The following is an 18,543-nucleotide window of genomic DNA, read 5'->3' on the forward strand; positions in this document are numbered from 1 at the left end:
AAACCCTATACCACCAGAAACTACGCACAGCAAAAAGGGCTGTCCTTTCGGACAGCCCCTTCGCTATATTAAAAGCCTGGCAGTTCCCTACTCTCACATGGGGAAGCCCCACACTACCATCGGCGCTACGGCGTTTCACTTCTGAGTTCGGCATGGGGTCAGGTGGGACCACCGCGCTATCGCCGCCAGGCATATTCTGTTTTACATCCACCGCTTCTCAGCCATGAATGCCAATCTGTCAACAAGCTGAACTTCTCGAGCACGTGATTATTCGTATCATCCTGATACTCACCCCTTCGGGGCCAGCGCTCCGCGCTGTTCAAAATCGTTCCAGACGATTTTGTCTCTCAATCAACACCAAAACATCTTCGGCGTTGTAAGGTTAAGCCTCACAGGTCATTAGTACTGGTTAGCTCAATGCATCGCTGCACTTACACACCCAGCCTATTTACGTCGTCGTCTTTAACGGCCTTTCAGCGTCCTCTAGGGACAAGGGAGAACTCATCTCGGGGCAAGTTTCGTGCTTAGATGCTTTCAGCACTTATCTCTTCCGCACGTAGCTACCGGGCAATGCCATTGGCATGACAACCCGAACACCAGTGGTGCGTTCACTCCGGTCCTCTCGTACTAGGAGTAACCCCCCTCAATTCTCCAACGCCCACGGCAGATAGGGACCGAACTGTCTCACGACGTTCTAAACCCAGCTCGCGTACCACTTTAAATGGCGAACAGCCATACCCTTGGGACCTACTTCAGCCCCAGGATGTGATGAGCCGACATCGAGGTGCCAAACACCGCCGTCGATATGAACTCTTGGGCGGTATCAGCCTGTTATCCCCGGAGTACCTTTTATCCGTTGAGCGATGGCCCTTCCATTCAGAACCACCGGATCACTAAGACCTACTTTCGTACCTGCTCGAGCCGTCACTCTCGCAGTCAAGCTAGCTTATGCCTTTGCACTAACCTCCTGATGTCCGACCAGGATTAGCTAACCTTCGTGCTCCTCCGTTACTCTTTGGGAGGAGACCGCCCCAGTCAAACTACCCACCAGACACTGTCCCCAGTCCGGATTACGGACCCAGGTTAGAACATCAAACATTAAAGGGTGGTATTTCAAGGTTGGCTCCATGCAGACTGGCGTCCACGCTTCAAAGCCTCCCACCTATCCTACACATCAAGGCTCAAGGTTCAGTGTCAAGCTATAGTAAAGGTTCACGGGGTCTTTCCGTCTTGCCGCGGGTACACTGCATCTTCACAGCGAGTTCAATTTCACTGAGTCTCGGGTGGAGACAGCCTGGCCATCATTACGCCATTCGTGCAGGTCGGAACTTACCCGACAAGGAATTTCGCTACCTTAGGACCGTTATAGTTACGGCCGCCGTTTACTGGGGCTTCGATCAAGAGCTTCTCCTTACGGATAACCCCATCAATTAACCTTCCAGCACCGGGCAGGCGTCACACCGTATACGTCCACTTTCGTGTTTGCACAGTACTGTGTTTTTATTAAACAGTTGCAGCCAGCTGGTATCTGCGACTGCGCAAAGCTTCAGGAGTAAATCCCTACACCTCGCACAGCGTGCCTTCTCCCGAAGTTACGGCACCATTTTGCCTAGTTCCTTCACCCGAGTTCTCTCAAGCGCCTTGGTATTCTCTACCTGACCACCTGTGTCGGTTTGGGGTACGATTCAATGTTACCTGATGCTTAGAGGCTTTTCCTGGAAGCTTGGCATCTGTCACTTCAGTATCGTAGTACCTCGTCATCACGCCTCAGTGTTAACAGTGACCCGGATTTACCAAAGTCACACCTACACGCTTAAACCGGGACAACCGTCGCCCGGATGACATAGCCTTCTCCGTCCCCCCTTCGCAGTAACACCAAGTACAGGAATATTAACCTGTTTCCCATCGACTACGCCTTTCGGCCTCGCCTTAGGGGTCGACTCACCCTGCCCCGATTAACGTTGGACAGGAACCCTTGGTCTTCCGGCGAGCGGGCTTTTCACCCGCTTTATCGTTACTTATGTCAGCATTCGCACTTCTGATACCTCCAGCAAACCTCACAGTTCACCTTCAACGGCTTACAGAACGCTCCCCTACCCAACAACACCTAAGTGTCGCTGCCGCAGCTTCGGTGCATGGTTTAGCCCTGTTACATCTTCCGCGCAGGCCGACTCGACCAGTGAGCTATTACGCTTTCTTTAAATGATGGCTGCTTCTAAGCCAACATCCTGACTGTCTATGCCTTCCCACATCGTTTCCCACTTAACCGTGACTTTGGGACCTTAGCTGGCGGTCTGGGTTGTTTCCCTCTTCACGACGAACGTTAGCACCCGCCGTGTGTCTCCCGTGATAACATTCTTCGGTATTCGTAGTTTGCATCGGGTTGGTAAGTCGGGATGACCCCCTAGCCGAAACAGTGCTCTACCCCCGAAGATGAATTCACGAGGCGCTACCTAAATAGCTTTCGGGGAGAACCAGCTATCTCCCGGTTTGATTGGCCTTTCACCCCCAGCCACAAGTCATCCGCTAATTTTTCAACATTAGTCGGTTCGGTCCTCCAGTTAGTGTTACCCAACCTTCAACCTGCCCATGGCTAGATCACCGGGTTTCGGGTCTATACCCTGCAACTTAACGCCCAGTTAAGACTCGGTTTCCCTACGGCTCCCCTATGCGGTTAACCTTGCTACAGAATATAAGTCGCTGACCCATTATACAAAAGGTACGCAGTCACACCCCTAAGGATGCTCCCACTGCTTGTACGTACACGGTTTCAGGTTCTATTTCACTCCCCTCGCCGGGGTTCTTTTCGCCTTTCCCTCACGGTACTGGTTCACTATCGGTCAGTCAGGAGTATTTAGCCTTGGAGGATGGTCCCCCCATATTCAGACAGGATAACACGTGTCCCGCCCTACTCATCGAACTCACAACCTGTGCATCTTCGTGTACGGGACTATCACCCTTTACTGTGCGACTTTTCAGACGCTTCCACTGACACACAAGCTGATTCAGACTCTGGGCTCTTCCCCGTTCGCTCGCCGCTACTGGGGGAATCTCGGTTGATTTCTTTTCCTCGGGGTACTGAGATGTTTCAGTTCCCCCGGTTCGCCTCATGCCACTATGTATTCATGACATGATAGTGCAACGAATTGCACTGGGTTTCCCCATTCGGGTATCGTCGGTTGTAACGCTTCATATCAGCTTACCGACGCTTTTCGCAGATTAGCACGCCCTTCATCGCCTCTGACTGCCTAGGCATCCACCGTGTACGCTTATTCACTTAACCTCACAACCCGAAAATGTCTCGGGTGTGAAAGCTTGAGAGAATCACAATATTGGTAGTGAGCCACTATTGCTCGTTTCAATTTTCAGCTTGTTAAAGAGCAAAATACTTCGCAGCATACTGTCAAACAGTACACTCTGAAGTATTGGGTATCAAGACGGTAAATGGTGGAGCTATGCGGGATCGAACCGCAGACCTCCTGCGTGCAAAGCAGGCGCTCTCCCAGCTGAGCTATAGCCCCATCGAATAGTAAACTTTGCCAAATCGCTCTCAGGCAAGGCGCGAGTTCGCGAAGCATACATCAGTATGCGAGTGGGCGAGCAATGCAGCATTGAGAACGATTTTGGTAGGCCTGAGTGGACTTGAACCACCGACCTCACCTTATCAGGGGTGCGCTCTAACCACCTGAGCTACAAGCCTATAAGGTCTTCTAACCGCTCGATTTCTTTCATCAGACAATCTGTGTGAACACTTCACAGAATCAGTATCATTAGGTAAGGAGGTGATCCAACCGCAGGTTCCCCTACGGTTACCTTGTTACGACTTCACCCCAGTCATGAATCACAAAGTGGTAAGCGCCCTCCCGAAGGTTAAGCTACCTACTTCTTTTGCAACCCACTCCCATGGTGTGACGGGCGGTGTGTACAAGGCCCGGGAACGTATTCACCGTAGCATTCTGATCTACGATTACTAGCGATTCCGACTTCATGGAGTCGAGTTGCAGACTCCAATCCGGACTACGACGTACTTTATGAGGTCCGCTTGCTCTCGCGAGGTCGCTTCTCTTTGTATACGCCATTGTAGCACGTGTGTAGCCCTACTCGTAAGGGCCATGATGACTTGACGTCATCCCCACCTTCCTCCAGTTTATCACTGGCAGTCTCCTTTGAGTTCCCGACCGAATCGCTGGCAACAAAGGATAAGGGTTGCGCTCGTTGCGGGACTTAACCCAACATTTCACAACACGAGCTGACGACAGCCATGCAGCACCTGTCTCAGAGTTCCCGAAGGCACCAAGGCATCTCTACCAAGTTCTCTGGATGTCAAGAGTAGGTAAGGTTCTTCGCGTTGCATCGAATTAAACCACATGCTCCACCGCTTGTGCGGGCCCCCGTCAATTCATTTGAGTTTTAACCTTGCGGCCGTACTCCCCAGGCGGTCGATTTAACGCGTTAGCTCCGGAAGCCACGCCTCAAGGGCACAACCTCCAAATCGACATCGTTTACAGCGTGGACTACCAGGGTATCTAATCCTGTTTGCTCCCCACGCTTTCGCACCTGAGCGTCAGTCTTCGTCCAGGGGGCCGCCTTCGCCACCGGTATTCCTCCAGATCTCTACGCATTTCACCGCTACACCTGGAATTCTACCCCCCTCTACGAGACTCTAGCTTGCCAGTTTTGAATGCAGTTCCCAGGTTAAGCCCGGGGATTTCACATCCAACTTAACAAACCGCCTGCGTGCGCTTTACGCCCAGTCATTCCGATTAACGCTTGCACCCTCCGTATTACCGCGGCTGCTGGCACGGAGTTAGCCGGTGCTTCTTCTGCGAGTAACGTCAATCAGCAAGGTTATTAACCTTACTGCCTTCCTCCTCGCTGAAAGTGCTTTACAACCCGAAGGCCTTCTTCACACACGCGGCATGGCTGCATCAGGCTTGCGCCCATTGTGCAATATTCCCCACTGCTGCCTCCCGTAGGAGTCTGGACCGTGTCTCAGTTCCAGTGTGGCTGGTCATCCTCTCAGACCAGCTAGGGATCGTCGCCTAGGTGAGCCGTTACCCCACCTACTAGCTAATCCCATCTGGGCACATCTGATGACGTGAGGCCCGAAGGTCCCCCACTTTGGTCTTGCGACGTTATGCGGTATTAGCTACCGTTTCCAGTAGTTATCCCCCTCCATCAGGCAGTTTCCCAGACATTACTCACCCGTCCGCCGCTCGTCACCCGGAGAGCAAGCTCTCCTGTGCTACCGCTCGACTTGCATGTGTTAGGCCTGCCGCCAGCGTTCAATCTGAGCCATGATCAAACTCTTCAATTTAAAGTTTGATTTGCTTCTGCTCGAGAAGCGATGCTCAAAGAATTATTACTGTTAGTTCGTAATGAATTAACTGTTGTTCACTCTTCAAGACTTTTATTTTTTAAGCCCTAAGGCTTTACGATAAAGTCCTGTGAGTGCCCACACAGATTGTCTGATTAATTGTTAAAGAGCGTTGCCACATCTACCGTGGCGCGGGAGGCGTATATTACGCTGCACCGCTGAAAAGTCAACGTTAATTTTTCAATTTCGCGTTTAACTTTCCGACTGTTACCGCAACTGCGTGTCGCTGTTGCCGTGTCAGTGGAGGCGCTAGTGTAGACACTTCTCGCACCCTGACAAGGGCTAATTTCAATTTTATTTTCGAGTGCCTACTATTCCGCCAAAAAGCCACTAAAGCGGTAGTTTTTCCAACGATTCAAAGCCGAAACGCTGCAAAACGGGCCACAGGGTCGCCACTTTAGGCGTAATCGTCATGCAATAAGCCAGATTCTTTTCCGTGCTCAGCGCCGGTGGTTGTTCCAGGTTAGCGAGATGCCATGCGGTTCTTCTGGCGATTGCCGCCCCGGAATCCACCAGTCGCGTGCCGTTTGGCAACACCAACTGCAACTCTTCAGCCAAAAGAGGGAAGTGCGTACAGCCAAGCACTACGGTATCCGGAGGCTCAGGCAATTTCAGCCAAGGGTGCAAAATTTGCTGCAACGCCAATAACGATACGTTATCCCCTCGCAACTTAGCTTCCGCCAGTTCCACTAACTCCGCCGACCCCAGCAGCAATATCTGGCAATCCGTGGCAAAACTGGCAATCAGTTCATGTGTGTAAGAGCGCTGTACCGTGGCACGCGTTGCCAGAACGCCGACGATGCCATTGCGTGTCAGCTTTGCAGCAGGCTTCACGGCAGGCACAACGCCGACCACCGGGAATGTAAAACGCTCGCGCAGCGCGGGCAGTGAGATGGTGCTTGCGGTGTTACAGGCAATAACCACGGCAGCCAGTTGATGGCGCTGTTGTACCGCAGAAATGATTTGAACCACACGCTCAACGATAAAGTCTTGCGGTTTCTCGCCATAGGGGAACGCTTCGTTATCGAAGGCGTAGATATAATGAAGATCCGGCAGCAACTGCCGAATCTCGTTATACACAGATAACCCCCCCACGCCGGAGTCAAACACCAAAACCGTGGGGCGGGCGGGCAGGTTAGAAGGTGTAGCTTCCGGAGAGATAGTACTCTCTTCATGCAGTTTGATAGCCATATGCTGTCTCGTACTCTTTATCAAACAGGTTGGCGATTCTACCACAAACTGTGAGATGAGAGGTGACAGGATATGATACAGCGAGGTCCCAGAGACTTACGCCGCCAAGTTTGACAGGCTGATACGTGTTGTAGTCAGTGTCATAACGTTGACCAAGATACAAGATACTGGTAAGTCACCGACCAATCGATATCAGCAACGACCCAATCCAACTGATATTTGACCTGCTGTTTAGCTCGACGTAATAACACTTCATTGGTCTGGCTATTACGCGGATCGAGGTAATCAAATGAAACAGTGTGGGCTAAAGGACCAGTATCGAAGGACGCCGTTGCTTCAGCACCTTTAATACGCGCCTTCTTGATATTGCTAAAGTGATTGGTTGAATCATAATTAATCAGGTCATCGATATCATTACGATACCCAGACAAGCGCCAGTTCACTGACCCGGTTAATCCTTCGAAACCACCTTCCCACTGCTTGCTTTCTTCTGGTTTAAGGTTGAGATTACCATATTTTTCGCTATACACCTGATTCAGGTTCGGTGCTTTATACGCTGTACCATAAGAAGCAAAAATGCTATACCCTTCAATGAACTCCCACGCAGCATTTGATTGCCACGTGTTATGCCAGCCAAAAACATTATTTTCATCGCCTCTAACTGCTGCTTCCAGCGTCACACTGTCTATTTTTTGTTGAGCCGTGGCGTAGACACCAACGTTACGCTGCTCGTGCCCAGCAGCAACATAATTTGTACCCGGCTGCGATGTCTGTTTTTGCCAGTCCACACCCGCACTTACATTCCCAGCACCAACAACCAGCGAGTTACCCCATTGCAAGTTATATTGCTTCACATCATCCATGGTAGATGCGATGCCGTAGCGCCCCTTAACGGGATCGAAATTCAAATCTTTGGTATGGCTGTAGCTGGCAACGAATTGGCTTGAATAAATATCTCGATTGAATTGCAAGCCCGCATCCCACGATTGGCTGTAAAGCTGCCGAACATCCGGCGTGCCCAATCTCGCCCACGTCGTACTATCCAGTGCGTCATAGCCATCATAGTTGGTTCGGTTATCAAAGCCATAACCACGTAAAAAACCACTAAACCCATCATTGAATTGCTGTTTTACTGCACCATAGATAGATTTACTCATAAACCCATCACGATCAGGTTGGCGCGGCGCATCAGCGGCGGCTATATCGAACCCCTTGGTATAGGTATAGTTACCCGCTAACGTGAGGGTTGTTCCACTATCCAAAACCTGTTGGGTAGCAGCATCATAAGCTTGATACCTTTTTGAACCGACACCCGCTGTCAGTGTAGTACCCTCCTTCTCTCTAGTGGTGATGATGTTTACTACACCACCAATGGCGTCGGAACCATATACTGCAGAACGCGCGCCACGGATATATTCGATCTTTTGAACCAGAGAAAGTGGGATCTGGCTGAGATCAGAAGAACCGCTGATACCAGCTTGGTTCAATCGAATACCATCCATCAATATCAGTACATGCCTGCTCTCAGTACCTATGATGCGCAGTGCACTCTGTTGCCCCAACCCACCACTCTGCTCAATATCCACCCCCGGCAAACGGCGCATCACGTCGGTCAGGCTCTTCGCCTGCCAGCGGTCAATATCTTCGCGAGTAACCACTGTTGTAGGCGCCAGCACACTATTCACCGGCTGTTGAAAACGGTTAGCGGTAACCACCATGGTGTTGTTGTCAGTTTGCTGCGCCCAGCCAGAAAAAGCCGTGGCAGAGAGCGCCGCCAGCAGCGATAATTTTTATAAGACATGTAGTTAGCATACAAATCACATTGCGGATGCCGCATTACCACAATCGATAGCTCGCGACGATCGTGAACATTGCGACGTAAACCGGCAGGTCTTCGGGCTCGGGTGACATTGCTGTTGCAATCAGAAACGACGACTTCCCACCCGCAGGCAGTGTCTGCATTCAATGCTGTCGTTTCTCTTCCCCTTACCGCTGCGCGTCAGCTCCAGGTTTTCACTGGATTCCCTTTTAACTCACACTGCGTAGCACGCAGTGCAATACCGGCACGCTATGCTACGATGGCCGCTTACGGATGTCTAGACTTCCACGATGTGAAATTACTATCGCAGCAACAACGCTGGACATCCCTTCCAGATGCCCTACAATCCCGGCCAGTAAACTTCTTTTCACCTTTTCACCGTTTTGAAGCCGAGAACACCATGACGCCAGAGAACCTGCCCATCGAACAGTATGACGACCTGCTTGCGGAAAAGACGGAACGTCTACGGCAGATGATGGTGCCCTTTGCTGCTCCTGAGCCAGAGGTGTTCCGTTCTCCGGTGAGTCATTACCGTATGCGTGCCGAATTTCGCATGTGGCACGAAGGGGACGATCTCTATCACATCATGTTCGATCAGCAGACCAAACAACGGATCAGAGTCGATCAGTTCCCTGCGGCCAGCGTGTTGATTAATCGACTCATGCCCATTCTGATCGATGCATTACGCAACGATGTGGTACTGCGCCACAATCTGTTTCAGATTGACTATCTGTCGACAATGAGCGGTGAAGTGGTGGTGACGTTTATCTACCACAAGGCGTTAGATGAAGCGTGGCAACAGCAGGCACGCGCGCTGCGCGATGCACTACGCGCTCAGGGATTCGCTCTGCAACTGATTGGCCGGGCAACAAAAACTAAAATCTGTCTCGACGGAGATTATGTTGATGAACGCCTGCCAGTCGCCGGACGTGAGATGATCTACCGCCAGGTTGAAAACAGCTTTACCCAGCCCAATGCCGCCATCAATATCCAAATGCTGGAGTGGGCGCTGAAGGCTACTGCGGGATCAACAGGCGATCTGCTCGAACTTTATTGCGGTAACGGCAACTTCTCATTGGCACTGGCACGTAATTTCAATCGTGTATTGGCCACTGAAATCGCCAAACCGTCTGTCGCCGCGGCACAATTCAACATCGCCGCGAACCAGATTGATAACGTGCAGATTATCCGCATGGCAGCGGAAGAATTTACCCAAGCACTACAGGGTGAGCGTGAATTTACCAGTTTGCAGGGTATCGATTTGTCCGACTATCAGTGCGACACCATTTTTGTCGATCCGCCACGTAGCGGCCTGGACGACCAAACGCTGTCCATGGTGCAGAGTTACTCGCATATCCTCTACATCTCCTGCAACCCGGAAACCCTGTGCAACAACCTGACCAAACTCACGACGACGCACCGTATCACTCGTCTTGCACTGTTCGATCAGTTTCCCTACACCCACCATATGGAATGCGGCGTGCTGTTAGAAGAAAAGAAGGCGTGACCGCCTTCTCAGACTTATGACAAAGCCCGTTGTTAGGTGATGTGCGGCGATGGGGTCGTAGCGGCGTGAGCCGCCAGGGCGCCCCTCGTCGTGATTCGCCGAGAAACACGGACATGCCGAAAAGGGCTTGCCCGTAATCATCAGAATGCAGGCGCGTCGTCTACCGGGCGGCGCTTTTTAAGCCGCAAGCCAATCCAGAACACCAACACGACACACAGTAATGAAGGCAGGAAGTTGGAGCCAATCTGCGGATATTCAACGCGAACCAACGCGCTATACAGCAGCAACCCCAACAAAAAGCAGGCGGCAGCCAGCAGCGGTATGCCTTCAGGCATCTCAATATTGAGGTAACGCTGGTGCAGGCAGTAAACCGAGAGCACCAGGGCAACCAGCGGAAAGACGGAAAAGGGCACGATTGAACTGAACAAGGCGGCAAATGAACCATTGACCGACAAACCGGCGATCAATGCCAAAACCAGGGTGCCTTTTTCTTGATGAGGGTATTTTGTCATGATGTCTCCCGTAGTTTTAAACACTCAAGCGTTTTAAACACTCAGGAACACGATGAGACGCCTACTGCGTACCGCCTTAACAGATGGGAAACATCACCTCAGGTTCGCTGCTACACGTCAGAAGTATTCACTTCCTTCTCATGTTCCTTTCTGTACCAGTAGTAAGCCCCTTTGGCAATCAGGCGTAATTGCAGCACCAGGCGTTCTTCCAATTGCCGCCGCTGCTCAAGTCCAACGTCCAACGCCTCTGCGCCAGCGCTAAACACTATCGTGACCATGGCTTCAGACTGGGCCTCCGCAAATTCACGCGGGATATGATTTTCCACCTCAAGATAGTCCGCCAGTTCCGCAATAAAATGCTGGATTTCACGGGCTACAGCAGCACGAAACGCGGCGGAGGTGCCAGAACGTTCACACAACAACAGACGGAACGCATTGGGGTTGTTGCCAATGAACTCCATAAAGGTGGCGACCGATGTGCGAATAACGCTACCGCGTTTGGCAATGCGCTGGCGTGCCTGTCGCATCAGTTGACGCAACATCAGGCCGCTTTCATCGACCATCGTCAAACCCAATTCATCGACATCGCGGAAGTGGCGATAAAAAGAGGTGGGAGCGATGTCCGCCTCACGCGCGACTTCACGCAAGCTCAGGCTGGCGAAACTCCGTTCGGCGCTGAGTTGACTGAAAGCAGCTTCGATTAAGGAACGGCGAGTGCGTTCTTTTTGTTGTGCTCTGACACCCATATTCAGCTGACACCATCCGCTTTCCTATCCAGGAAAGCACTATAGCAAACTTTACTTGCGACATACTGAGACAAAGTTTGCCATATTGAAAATGAGACAGAGGATTGTCATACCAGCAGCAGGGATAAATTGGGTTATGCACGCGGCAGTGTTACAATAGCGTTATCGGCTTGTATAAAAACAGGATTACCCTACCATGACACAACAAGCACAAACTCAGCAACCGTTTGATTATGATGCCATCATTATTGGTTCCGGCCCAGGCGGCGAAGGGGCCGCGATGGGGCTGGTAAAGCAAGGTGCCAGAGTGGCCGTCATCGATCGCTATAACAACGTCGGCGGTGGGTGCACACACTGGGGAACCATCCCCTCCAAAGCGTTGCGCCATGCCGTCAGCCGCATCATCGAATTTAACCAGAACCCGCTGCACAGCGATAATGCACGCCCTATTCGCTCCTCGTTCTCCGACATCCTGCGCCACGCAGACAGCGTCATCGGCCAGCAAACCCGCATGCGTCAGGGTTTTTACGAACGTAACCATTGCGAAATATTTTCAGGTGAAGCGCATTTCATCGATGAGCACACAGTTGCCGTGCAGTACCCCGATAATATGCAAGATACGCTTACGGCCGCTCACATTATCATTGCCACAGGATCACGCCCCTACCATCCGGCAAACGTAGACTTTGCACATCCACGTATTTACGACAGCGATTCCATTCTGGAACTGGATCACGAACCACAGCACGTGATTATTTATGGCGCAGGCGTGATTGGCTGTGAATATGCCTCGATCTTTCGTGGCCTGAGCGTAAAAGTGGATCTGATCAACACCCGCGATCGTCTGCTGGCGTTTCTCGATCAGGAAATGTCTGACGCCCTGTCCTACCATTTTTGGAACAATGGCGTTGTCATTCGCCATAACGAAGAGTTCGAATCGATCGAAGGCACCGCTGACGGCGTCATTGTTCACCTTAAATCCGGTAAAAAGATGAAGGCCGACTGCTTGCTGTACGCCAATGGGCGCACCGGCAACACGGAGACTTTATGGCTGGAAAAAATCGGTTTGTTGCCAGACAGACGCGGCCAGTTGAAAGTCAACAGCATGTACCAAACCGCGCTGGCACACATCTATGCAGTGGGCGACGTCATCGGCTATCCCAGCCTGGCTTCAGCAGCATACGATCAGGGACGATTGGCGGCGCAGGCCATCGTCAAAGGCGATGCCAGTGCACACCTGATCGAGGATATCCCAACGGGGATCTACACCATTCCGGAAATCAGTTCCGTAGGGAAAACCGAGCAGGAGCTTACGGCGATGAAAGTGCCCTATGAGGTTGGACGCGCGCAGTTCAAACATCTGGCGCGGGCGCAAATCGTTGGCATGAACGTGGGAAGCCTGAAGATACTTTTTCACCGAGAAACCAAGCAAATCCTCGGTATTCACTGTCTTGGCGAGCGTGCGGCGGAGATTATTCACATCGGCCAGGCCATCATGGAGCAAAAAGGCGAAGGGAATACTATCGAATATTTCGTTAATACAACCTTTAATTACCCAACGATGGCCGAAGCTTACCGAGTGGCGGCACTTAATGGGTTAAACCGCCTGTTTTAATGCACTGTCCAAATAGTGCTGCATATGTTCCCGCACAGCGTCCGTCAGCTGTTCATAGCGACCGCGCAGTGGCGATCCTGGGCGGTACACCAGCGCGACAGTTCGCTTCGGCTCCGGCTTGTAGCACGGTAAATAACAGACACCATCACGCTGGCGCTCATGAGGCACCGCCAGTGAAGGCAGCAAGGTGATCCCACTGCCAGCGGCAACCATGTTGCGCAACGTTTCCAGGCTGGTGGCGCGAAAATGCGTATCTTCATCTGCCCCTGCCTGGAAGCAGAACCCCAATGCCTGATCGCGCAGGCAGTGCCCATCTTCCAGCATCAGCAGTTTTTCACCGGCCAGATCGGACATGGCAACACGCTCACGGTTTGCCCACGGATGATCCTGATAAATCGCCAGTTTCATCGGTTCATCAAACAGTGGTACTTCGATAAATGCTTCCGATTCCTTGACCATCGCGAGAATGGCGCAGTCCAGCTTGCCGCTATCCAGATGTGCCAGTAGTTGATGCGTCTGCGCTTCATGCAGGTACATTTCCAGCTTAGGAAACGTGCGATGCAGCATGGGAATGATATGCGGCAGTAGGTAGGGTCCAACGGTGGGGATAAGCCCAATATGCAGTGAACCAGACATGGTCTCTCCCTGTTGGCTCGCCATCTCTTTAAGCACTTTGACTTCGCGCAGCACGGTCCTTGCCTGTTCGACCAGTAGCAAGCCAGCCTGAGTAAACAACACTTTTCTGCTGGTGCGCTCCAATAACATCACGCCAAGTTCATCTTCCAGTTTACGAATTTGACCGCTGAGTGTCGGTTGGCTGACATGACAGGAGTCCGCCGCACGCCGGAAATGACGGTGTTCAGCTAACGCCACCAGATACTCTAGATCCCGAATGTTCATTTATCATTATCCTTAACACGATAGCCAAAAACGATAGGTAGGACACCAATCAATGGTAAGCACTATCAACAAAAAACGTTTGGTTCCCGACAACAACGGTATCTTATCGGTTAAAAAATATAACCAGCGACGGCGTTAAGAAAATGAAATTTGTTTCACTATTGAAATTTTATAAAACCTTCAATGCTGGATAATCATAAGATACCAAATATTAAAAACACACAAAGCCGACACACTTTACCGAGGTAGTGGTAATAACATAGCGCATCAATAATGTTTTACCCTGCAACATATCAATGAAGCTTGAATAAAAAGTGGAATCGAGCCGGGCGCATCGCAGGCATCAGTAGCGAAATTTAGTATTCCATCAGCTTCAATCGGGTTAATGTCCGAGAAATGCCGTAAACTGAGAAAGAATATTAATGAAAATATACCAGCAAGGGAGATGCCACCACTCACGTTTACCTGCGGATAAGCATGTCAGGAACGGTGATATCAATGATCTCATTTTGAGGTTATGGCGTGTTAAATCAATGCCTGATAATCCCCCAGCATTGCGTGCTGAGCGAAAAAAAGAACTGGAATCCATATTAAAAAAAACGCGAAGATGTTTAGAGATTATTATCAATAATCCTGAAAAGCATAACTTCAGTAAAATTCCCCGGTTAGATAAGCTAGAGGTAAAAACCCATGGCTATATTCTTGATGAGCAAGCCAAAGACTACGATACGGAATCGGATTCTGAGATGTCGCTCTGTGAATCAGAGCCGGAACCCGAGAGTAAAGATCGCCCGACAACCAGCAAAGCGATAGGTGAAAGAGGAAAAGAAAAACGCACGTAATGGCAGCACGCAACGGTTACGCACTGCCATGCTAGCTTTTGATCAGTTGGCAGCAGGTCTTACACCCAGTGTATGGCAAATCGCATAACTCAACTCCGCACGGTTGAGCGTATATGAAGTGGAAATATTTCACACCCTCACGGCTGAGGATTTTCACCATGTCTATGTCCATGGCGATGGCCGCGCCCACCATTTTGCTGGTGTCAGCATCGTTATCCAGTCCATCGAACATTGCCGTCATCCAGTTCGGCACGCGCACGTTCGTCATGGTGGCAAAGCGTTGCAGTTGTTTGAAGTTGGAGACTGGCAAAATGCCCGGCACAATCTCTACATCAATGCCCGTTGCGACGCAGCGATCGCGAAAACGTAAATAGCTTTCCACATCGAAAAAGAACTGCGTGATGGCGCGATTCGCACCCGCATCAATCTTTTTCTTCAGGTTAATCAGATCGACCTGCGCGCTTTTGGCTTCCGGATGAACTTCCGGATAAGCCGCGACCGAGATATCAAAATCACCGACGCTTTTGAGCAGGCTCACCAAATCAGCGGCATACATGTCTGGTTTACCCCCTTCCGACGGTAAATCCCCACGCAGGGCCACAATATGACGGATACCGCTCTGACAGTAATTCTGTGCGATCTCACGCAGTTGCTCGCGGGAAGCATCAATACAAGTCAGATGCGGCGCAGCTTCCATTTCGCTGGTTTTCGGCGGGAAAAAATCAAAGGAAACATTGGGTTGCCCCTGGATCTCCGCCAGGCTTTGATTCAGCGCTTCCCGCTAGTTTGCGTGAAAAAAACTCATACCCTTGCCACCCTTGTCGTCACGTTACCGTCATTATTTATCGAACGTCTATACGTTTAGACGTCCATATAGAAAATGACGGAATCTCAACCAAGAGTCAACGAATTTCGTTTAAAAACCGTTGATGATTGCTCAAGGTAAATGAATTTTTTTCATCATGCTGTCTCGTCCCACCTTACAGGACGGGAACGTCGTTGAAATGTACGGTATGCCCCTGCGTCGTTACCCAGAAAATAGCGTACTACGGCGTTTCCTGGCTGATGTCAAAACCGGGGACAAAACGCAGTGCAGACTGATGGTTGGTGCCACGCACCGTAGTAAAGGTGATGCCGCGCCAGTTACCGCTGGCAGGACGGTGCACATGGCCTGCGGCAATATGCCGAACGTTGCCATAACGTAGACAGCATTGATGCAACGCATCGGCGGCGTCCGGCGCTAACCGAACCTCATCCAGCGACGGCAAGCCGATGGGCATCGGCGGATGATGCAAAAACAACAATACCGCTTTGTCCTGAGCTCGGCGCAGCTGCCCTTCCAGCCACTGTAAGCGCATACTGCACAGGTTTCCCGCAACATCACCGCTTTGCAGTTAATCCAGCAGGATCACACAATGATCGCCGAGGTTCGTGACATTTTGGATAAAACCATGTTCATCGGCTAACGCGGGAAACGCGCGCAAGAAGGCCTCCCTGTCATCATGGTTTCCTAACGTCACGCGCCAAGGAACCTGCAATTCCGCCAGCGTATCAGCGAGGGCGGCGTAAGATGCCGCGCTGCCATCATCGGAAAGATCGCCGGAAATAACCACCAGCGCAGCATCACGCTGATGCGTATTAATATCCGCGATTGCTGCCTGAAAGTGTTGCAGCGGATCGCGTCCGTGCAACACACGACCTGGCGTCGTTAAATGAAGGTCGGAGAGCTGAATGATTTTCATGGTTTCCCTCTGTGCATCACAATGCGTGACATGTTCAAGATATTCAGGCCGATTGGCGGCGTACCAGTGGCGCGCTTACCTCGGCTTTGCTGGTTGGTGCCTGCGGCTGTGCTTGTCGACGTTCCAGCAACTGTAGCGCCTGTGCGGCCATCACCATCGGATCCTGACGGAAGGTGGTCAGCGAATAGGCATTCCAGCCAGCGGCAGGAATATCATCGAAACCGATAACCACCAGATCGTCAGATCGTCAGATCGTCAGATCGTCAGATCGTCAGATCGTCAGGGACAGACAATCCTCGCTGACGCGCGCAATCAATCACGCCAAACGCCATTAAGTCATTGATACAAAATACGGCATACGGCCAATCCACCGGCGATTGTGCAAACAGCGACTGGCAGGCACCAAGCCCCCCGCATAGTCTGATTCGACGCCACGTACCGTGCTCACATCCAATCCCAGCGTGCGCGCTTCATCGCAAAATGCCTGCTCACGCTCAACAATGTTCGGAGTGGCTGATGCAGAGCCCATCAGTGCCACTTGTTTTCTGCCGTCCGCAGCGAACAAGCGCGCCGCCGTGCGTGCCGCTGTGTCATTGTCGATATGCACGCTGTCGCAGGTATCCTCATTACGCCCAATGACAATCAACGGCTGGCCGTTCAACTGCGCCAGTTCAACAAATTCCTGCGGCGAAGAGCCAGACAAAACGATAGTCGCTTCAGCACGATGGCCGAAAAGAATCGAACGAGCCGCTGCCATCGCGCCGAGCGTGTGTCCGGTGTTGATCAGCACCGGAATCGAACCGCGCTGAATAAGTGCCTGAGAAAGTGCCGTGACCAGATTGGCACGAAAACCCACTTCCGGCTGTGTAACCACCAATCCCACTAAACGGCTGCTGTTCGCCAGCAGACCGCGCGCCAGATAGTTGACCTGATAGCCCAGTTCCTGCGCTGCCGCCATCACTTTGGTGTAAGTCTCTGCTGAGACGCTTGCACCCGGTGTGAAGCTGCGCGACACCGCCCAGCGCGCCACATCCGGCGCGCCGACAAAGTAGCTGCCCGTGAATTCATCCAACGATTCCAGAAAGACAAATATGGCCGCCACCATCAGCCACGGAAGTGCTTGCGGCAGGGAGATATCGATAAACGTGCGCCACGGCCCAGCCCCAATCGAACGGGCGGCCTGTTCCATCTCACGGCTGATAGCGGCAAACGCCGCTGAAGCAATCCACACCGCGAACACTAACCCATGCACCGTATGCACTAACACCACGCCAAACAGCGTGCCGTTCAGCCCCCACTGATAAAACAGGCGAGCGATATTCACGTATACCGTCAGATTGGGAAACGCTTGTGGAATCAGAAAAATCAGCAGAATAACGCCGCGCGCCGAGAATACGCGCCGCCAAAAAGCAAAACCCCATTCAGTGGGCAACAGGTGCGGATAAAACCATTTTTCCGCCACTGCCCACAGCAGCAAGTTAGCTAACGGACCAAAGATGAGAAAAATCATAACGCCCAGCATAAGCGCCGGAGCAATCCATCCCAATATGCGCCTCATGCTGATACGCAGATAGATAATCGCAAATACCGCCGTCATAAGCAACGAGATGGCACCCAGCGCATTCGCCACGCCGTAATCACCATAGGCGTTGATACGAAAGGCAATATTGGCGCTCAGCAGCGTTGGGGATTGCGCATTGATCATCAGCGGCACCGACAGCACCGACATCATGGTCACGAAAGACAGAATCAAGCCGGTCAGCAACGTGTGCCACACCTGCGGCGCCACAAACGGCGTCTGTTTCCAGACAAAGGCAAACACGATACCGCGCCAGTCAAGCCAGTTGCTTGCGCTGGCGATATCGACGATGCCCACCATATCCAATGCCCCCGTTTAGCCAGCCGTTTTTGGCCAGAAAGGTGCGTAAAATCTGTCCGGTGACAATAAACGGAATAAACAGCGGCCAGCGATAAACCCAGCGCAGCAGTGCGACCCAACGCGGATTTTCACCCAGCGTCAGGTAACCGCCGATCAACACGTAAAACAGGCCAATCAGTAACGTAGACACGCCAACTATCAGCAACGTAAACAAAATATCCGGGGTGTAGAGCGTCAACGCGGTAACAAAATTGGCCCCACCGATGCCCTGCTCGCTAACAAAGGCTACGCCAACGGACAGTCCGAGCGGAGCTATAAAGCACAGCGCCACCACCAGTAGCGCAGGCAGTACCAGCGCAATACCAGCTAGACGAGAAGAAAAAGAAGGGAGTGGTAACATGCGGTTCTCCCCT

Annotated in this window: 13 protein-coding genes, 2 tRNA genes, 3 rRNA genes, 3 pseudogenes and 1 riboswitch; of the genes and pseudogenes, 3 read left to right on the top strand and 18 right to left on the bottom strand. The window is 51.7% G+C overall.

Annotation, left to right across the window (positions count from 1 at the left end; genetic code table 11):
- Positions 1-74 precede the first annotated feature (74 nt).
- From rrf to btuB, 7 genes and pseudogenes are all read right to left on the bottom strand, one after another.
- Positions 75-190, bottom strand: a 5S ribosomal RNA gene (rrf, locus tag JZM30_RS16480).
- A gap of 188 nt (positions 191-378) precedes the next feature.
- Positions 379-3,283: ribosomal RNA gene (locus JZM30_RS16485) — 23S ribosomal RNA — on the bottom strand.
- A 162-nt stretch (positions 3,284-3,445) separates the two neighbouring features.
- Positions 3,446-3,521: transfer RNA gene (locus tag JZM30_RS16490), tRNA-Ala, on the bottom strand.
- 103 nt (positions 3,522-3,624) lie between these two features.
- Positions 3,625-3,700, bottom strand: a tRNA-OTHER gene (locus tag JZM30_RS16495).
- Positions 3,701-3,775: 75 nt separating this feature from the next.
- Positions 3,776-5,317, bottom strand: a 16S ribosomal RNA gene (locus JZM30_RS16500).
- The 16S, 23S and 5S rRNA genes sit together here with 2 tRNA genes alongside, the layout of an rRNA operon.
- 390 nt (positions 5,318-5,707) lie before the next feature.
- On the bottom strand, positions 5,708-6,568 hold the full coding sequence (gene murI / locus JZM30_RS16505) for a glutamate racemase (RefSeq protein ID WP_252320000.1): 861 nt from the start codon (positions 6,566-6,568) through the stop codon (positions 5,708-5,710).
- Positions 6,549-8,349 (bottom strand): annotated as a pseudogene (gene btuB / locus JZM30_RS16510) (TonB-dependent vitamin B12 receptor BtuB). Before btuB ends, murI begins: the two are co-directional and overlap by 20 nt.
- A gap of 87 nt (positions 8,350-8,436) precedes the next feature.
- Positions 8,437-8,648: riboswitch (cobalamin riboswitch) on the bottom strand.
- Between the two features lie 139 nt (positions 8,649-8,787).
- On the opposite strand from btuB, the gene trmA reads away from it, so the two are divergent.
- Entirely contained in the window at positions 8,788-9,894 is a 1,107-nt protein-coding gene (gene trmA / locus JZM30_RS16515) for a tRNA (uridine(54)-C5)-methyltransferase TrmA (protein ID WP_252320589.1), read from the top strand.
- Between the two features lie 140 nt (positions 9,895-10,034).
- On the opposite strand, the gene JZM30_RS16520 is transcribed toward trmA, so the two are convergent.
- Complete coding sequence (locus tag JZM30_RS16520; RefSeq protein ID WP_252320002.1) at positions 10,035-10,406, bottom strand: YijD family membrane protein; 372 nt, start codon at positions 10,404-10,406, stop codon at positions 10,035-10,037.
- A gap of 110 nt (positions 10,407-10,516) precedes the next feature.
- Complete coding sequence (gene fabR / locus JZM30_RS16525) at positions 10,517-11,152, bottom strand: HTH-type transcriptional repressor FabR (RefSeq protein ID WP_252320005.1); 636 nt, start codon at positions 11,150-11,152, stop codon at positions 10,517-10,519.
- A gap of 196 nt (positions 11,153-11,348) precedes the next feature.
- Here fabR and sthA point away from each other — a divergent pair, with 196 nt between their 5' ends.
- The gene (sthA, locus tag JZM30_RS16530; RefSeq protein WP_252320007.1) at positions 11,349-12,767 is read left to right on the top strand and encodes a Si-specific NAD(P)(+) transhydrogenase; all 1,419 of its coding nucleotides are present in this window, start codon (positions 11,349-11,351) and stop codon (positions 12,765-12,767) included.
- On the opposite strand, the gene oxyR is transcribed toward sthA, so the two are convergent.
- Positions 12,750-13,667 carry a DNA-binding transcriptional regulator OxyR gene (gene oxyR, locus JZM30_RS16535; RefSeq protein WP_252320009.1) on the bottom strand — a complete coding sequence of 306 codons (918 nt, stop codon included), beginning with the start codon at positions 13,665-13,667 and terminating at the stop codon, positions 12,750-12,752. The genes sthA and oxyR overlap by 18 nt on opposite strands.
- A 422-nt stretch (positions 13,668-14,089) precedes the next feature.
- On the opposite strand from oxyR, the gene JZM30_RS16540 reads away from it, so the two are divergent.
- Positions 14,090-14,509 carry a hypothetical protein gene (locus JZM30_RS16540; RefSeq protein ID WP_252320011.1) on the top strand — a complete coding sequence of 140 codons (420 nt, stop codon included), beginning with the start codon at positions 14,090-14,092 and terminating at the stop codon, positions 14,507-14,509.
- A 42-nt stretch (positions 14,510-14,551) separates the two neighbouring features.
- Here JZM30_RS16540 and metF read toward each other — a convergent pair.
- The 8 genes and pseudogenes from metF to JZM30_RS16580 all read right to left on the bottom strand — a co-directional run bounded on the left by metF (position 14,552) and on the right by JZM30_RS16580 (position 18,530).
- A pseudogene (gene metF, locus JZM30_RS16545) lies at positions 14,552-15,281 on the bottom strand (methylenetetrahydrofolate reductase).
- Between the two features lie 274 nt (positions 15,282-15,555).
- A complete protein-coding gene (locus tag JZM30_RS16550; protein ID WP_252320013.1) occupies positions 15,556-15,867 on the bottom strand; it encodes a metallophosphoesterase family protein in 312 nt (103 codons plus the stop codon).
- A gap of 36 nt (positions 15,868-15,903) precedes the next feature.
- Positions 15,904-16,251 (bottom strand): metallophosphoesterase, encoded by a 348-nt coding sequence (locus JZM30_RS16555; RefSeq protein ID WP_252320015.1) that lies wholly within the window; start codon positions 16,249-16,251, stop codon positions 15,904-15,906.
- Positions 16,252-16,294: 43 nt separating this feature from the next.
- Positions 16,295-16,483: a substrate-binding domain-containing protein gene (locus tag JZM30_RS16560; protein WP_252320017.1), complete on the bottom strand. Its 189-nt coding sequence runs from the start codon at positions 16,481-16,483 to the stop codon at positions 16,295-16,297.
- A gap of 31 nt (positions 16,484-16,514) precedes the next feature.
- Positions 16,515-16,583: a hypothetical protein gene (locus JZM30_RS24385; protein WP_368858842.1), complete on the bottom strand. Its 69-nt coding sequence runs from the start codon at positions 16,581-16,583 to the stop codon at positions 16,515-16,517.
- On the bottom strand, positions 16,583-17,209 hold the full coding sequence (locus JZM30_RS16570) for a type 1 periplasmic-binding domain-containing protein (RefSeq protein WP_286673640.1): 627 nt from the start codon (positions 17,207-17,209) through the stop codon (positions 16,583-16,585). The genes JZM30_RS24385 and JZM30_RS16570 overlap by 1 nt, the downstream gene beginning before the upstream one ends.
- A 69-nt stretch (positions 17,210-17,278) precedes the next feature.
- Positions 17,279-17,809 (bottom strand): annotated as a pseudogene (locus JZM30_RS16575) (ABC transporter permease); the annotation flags it as partial.
- A gap of 277 nt (positions 17,810-18,086) precedes the next feature.
- Complete coding sequence (locus JZM30_RS16580; RefSeq protein WP_252320021.1) at positions 18,087-18,530, bottom strand: ABC transporter permease family protein; 444 nt, start codon at positions 18,528-18,530, stop codon at positions 18,087-18,089.
- Positions 18,531-18,543 lie beyond the last annotated feature (13 nt).

Origin of the sequence: Candidatus Symbiopectobacterium endolongispinus (assembly GCF_018777385.1) — a bacterium.
In the GTDB taxonomy this organism is placed as follows: Bacteria; Pseudomonadota; Gammaproteobacteria; order Enterobacterales; family Enterobacteriaceae; genus Symbiopectobacterium; species Symbiopectobacterium endolongispinus.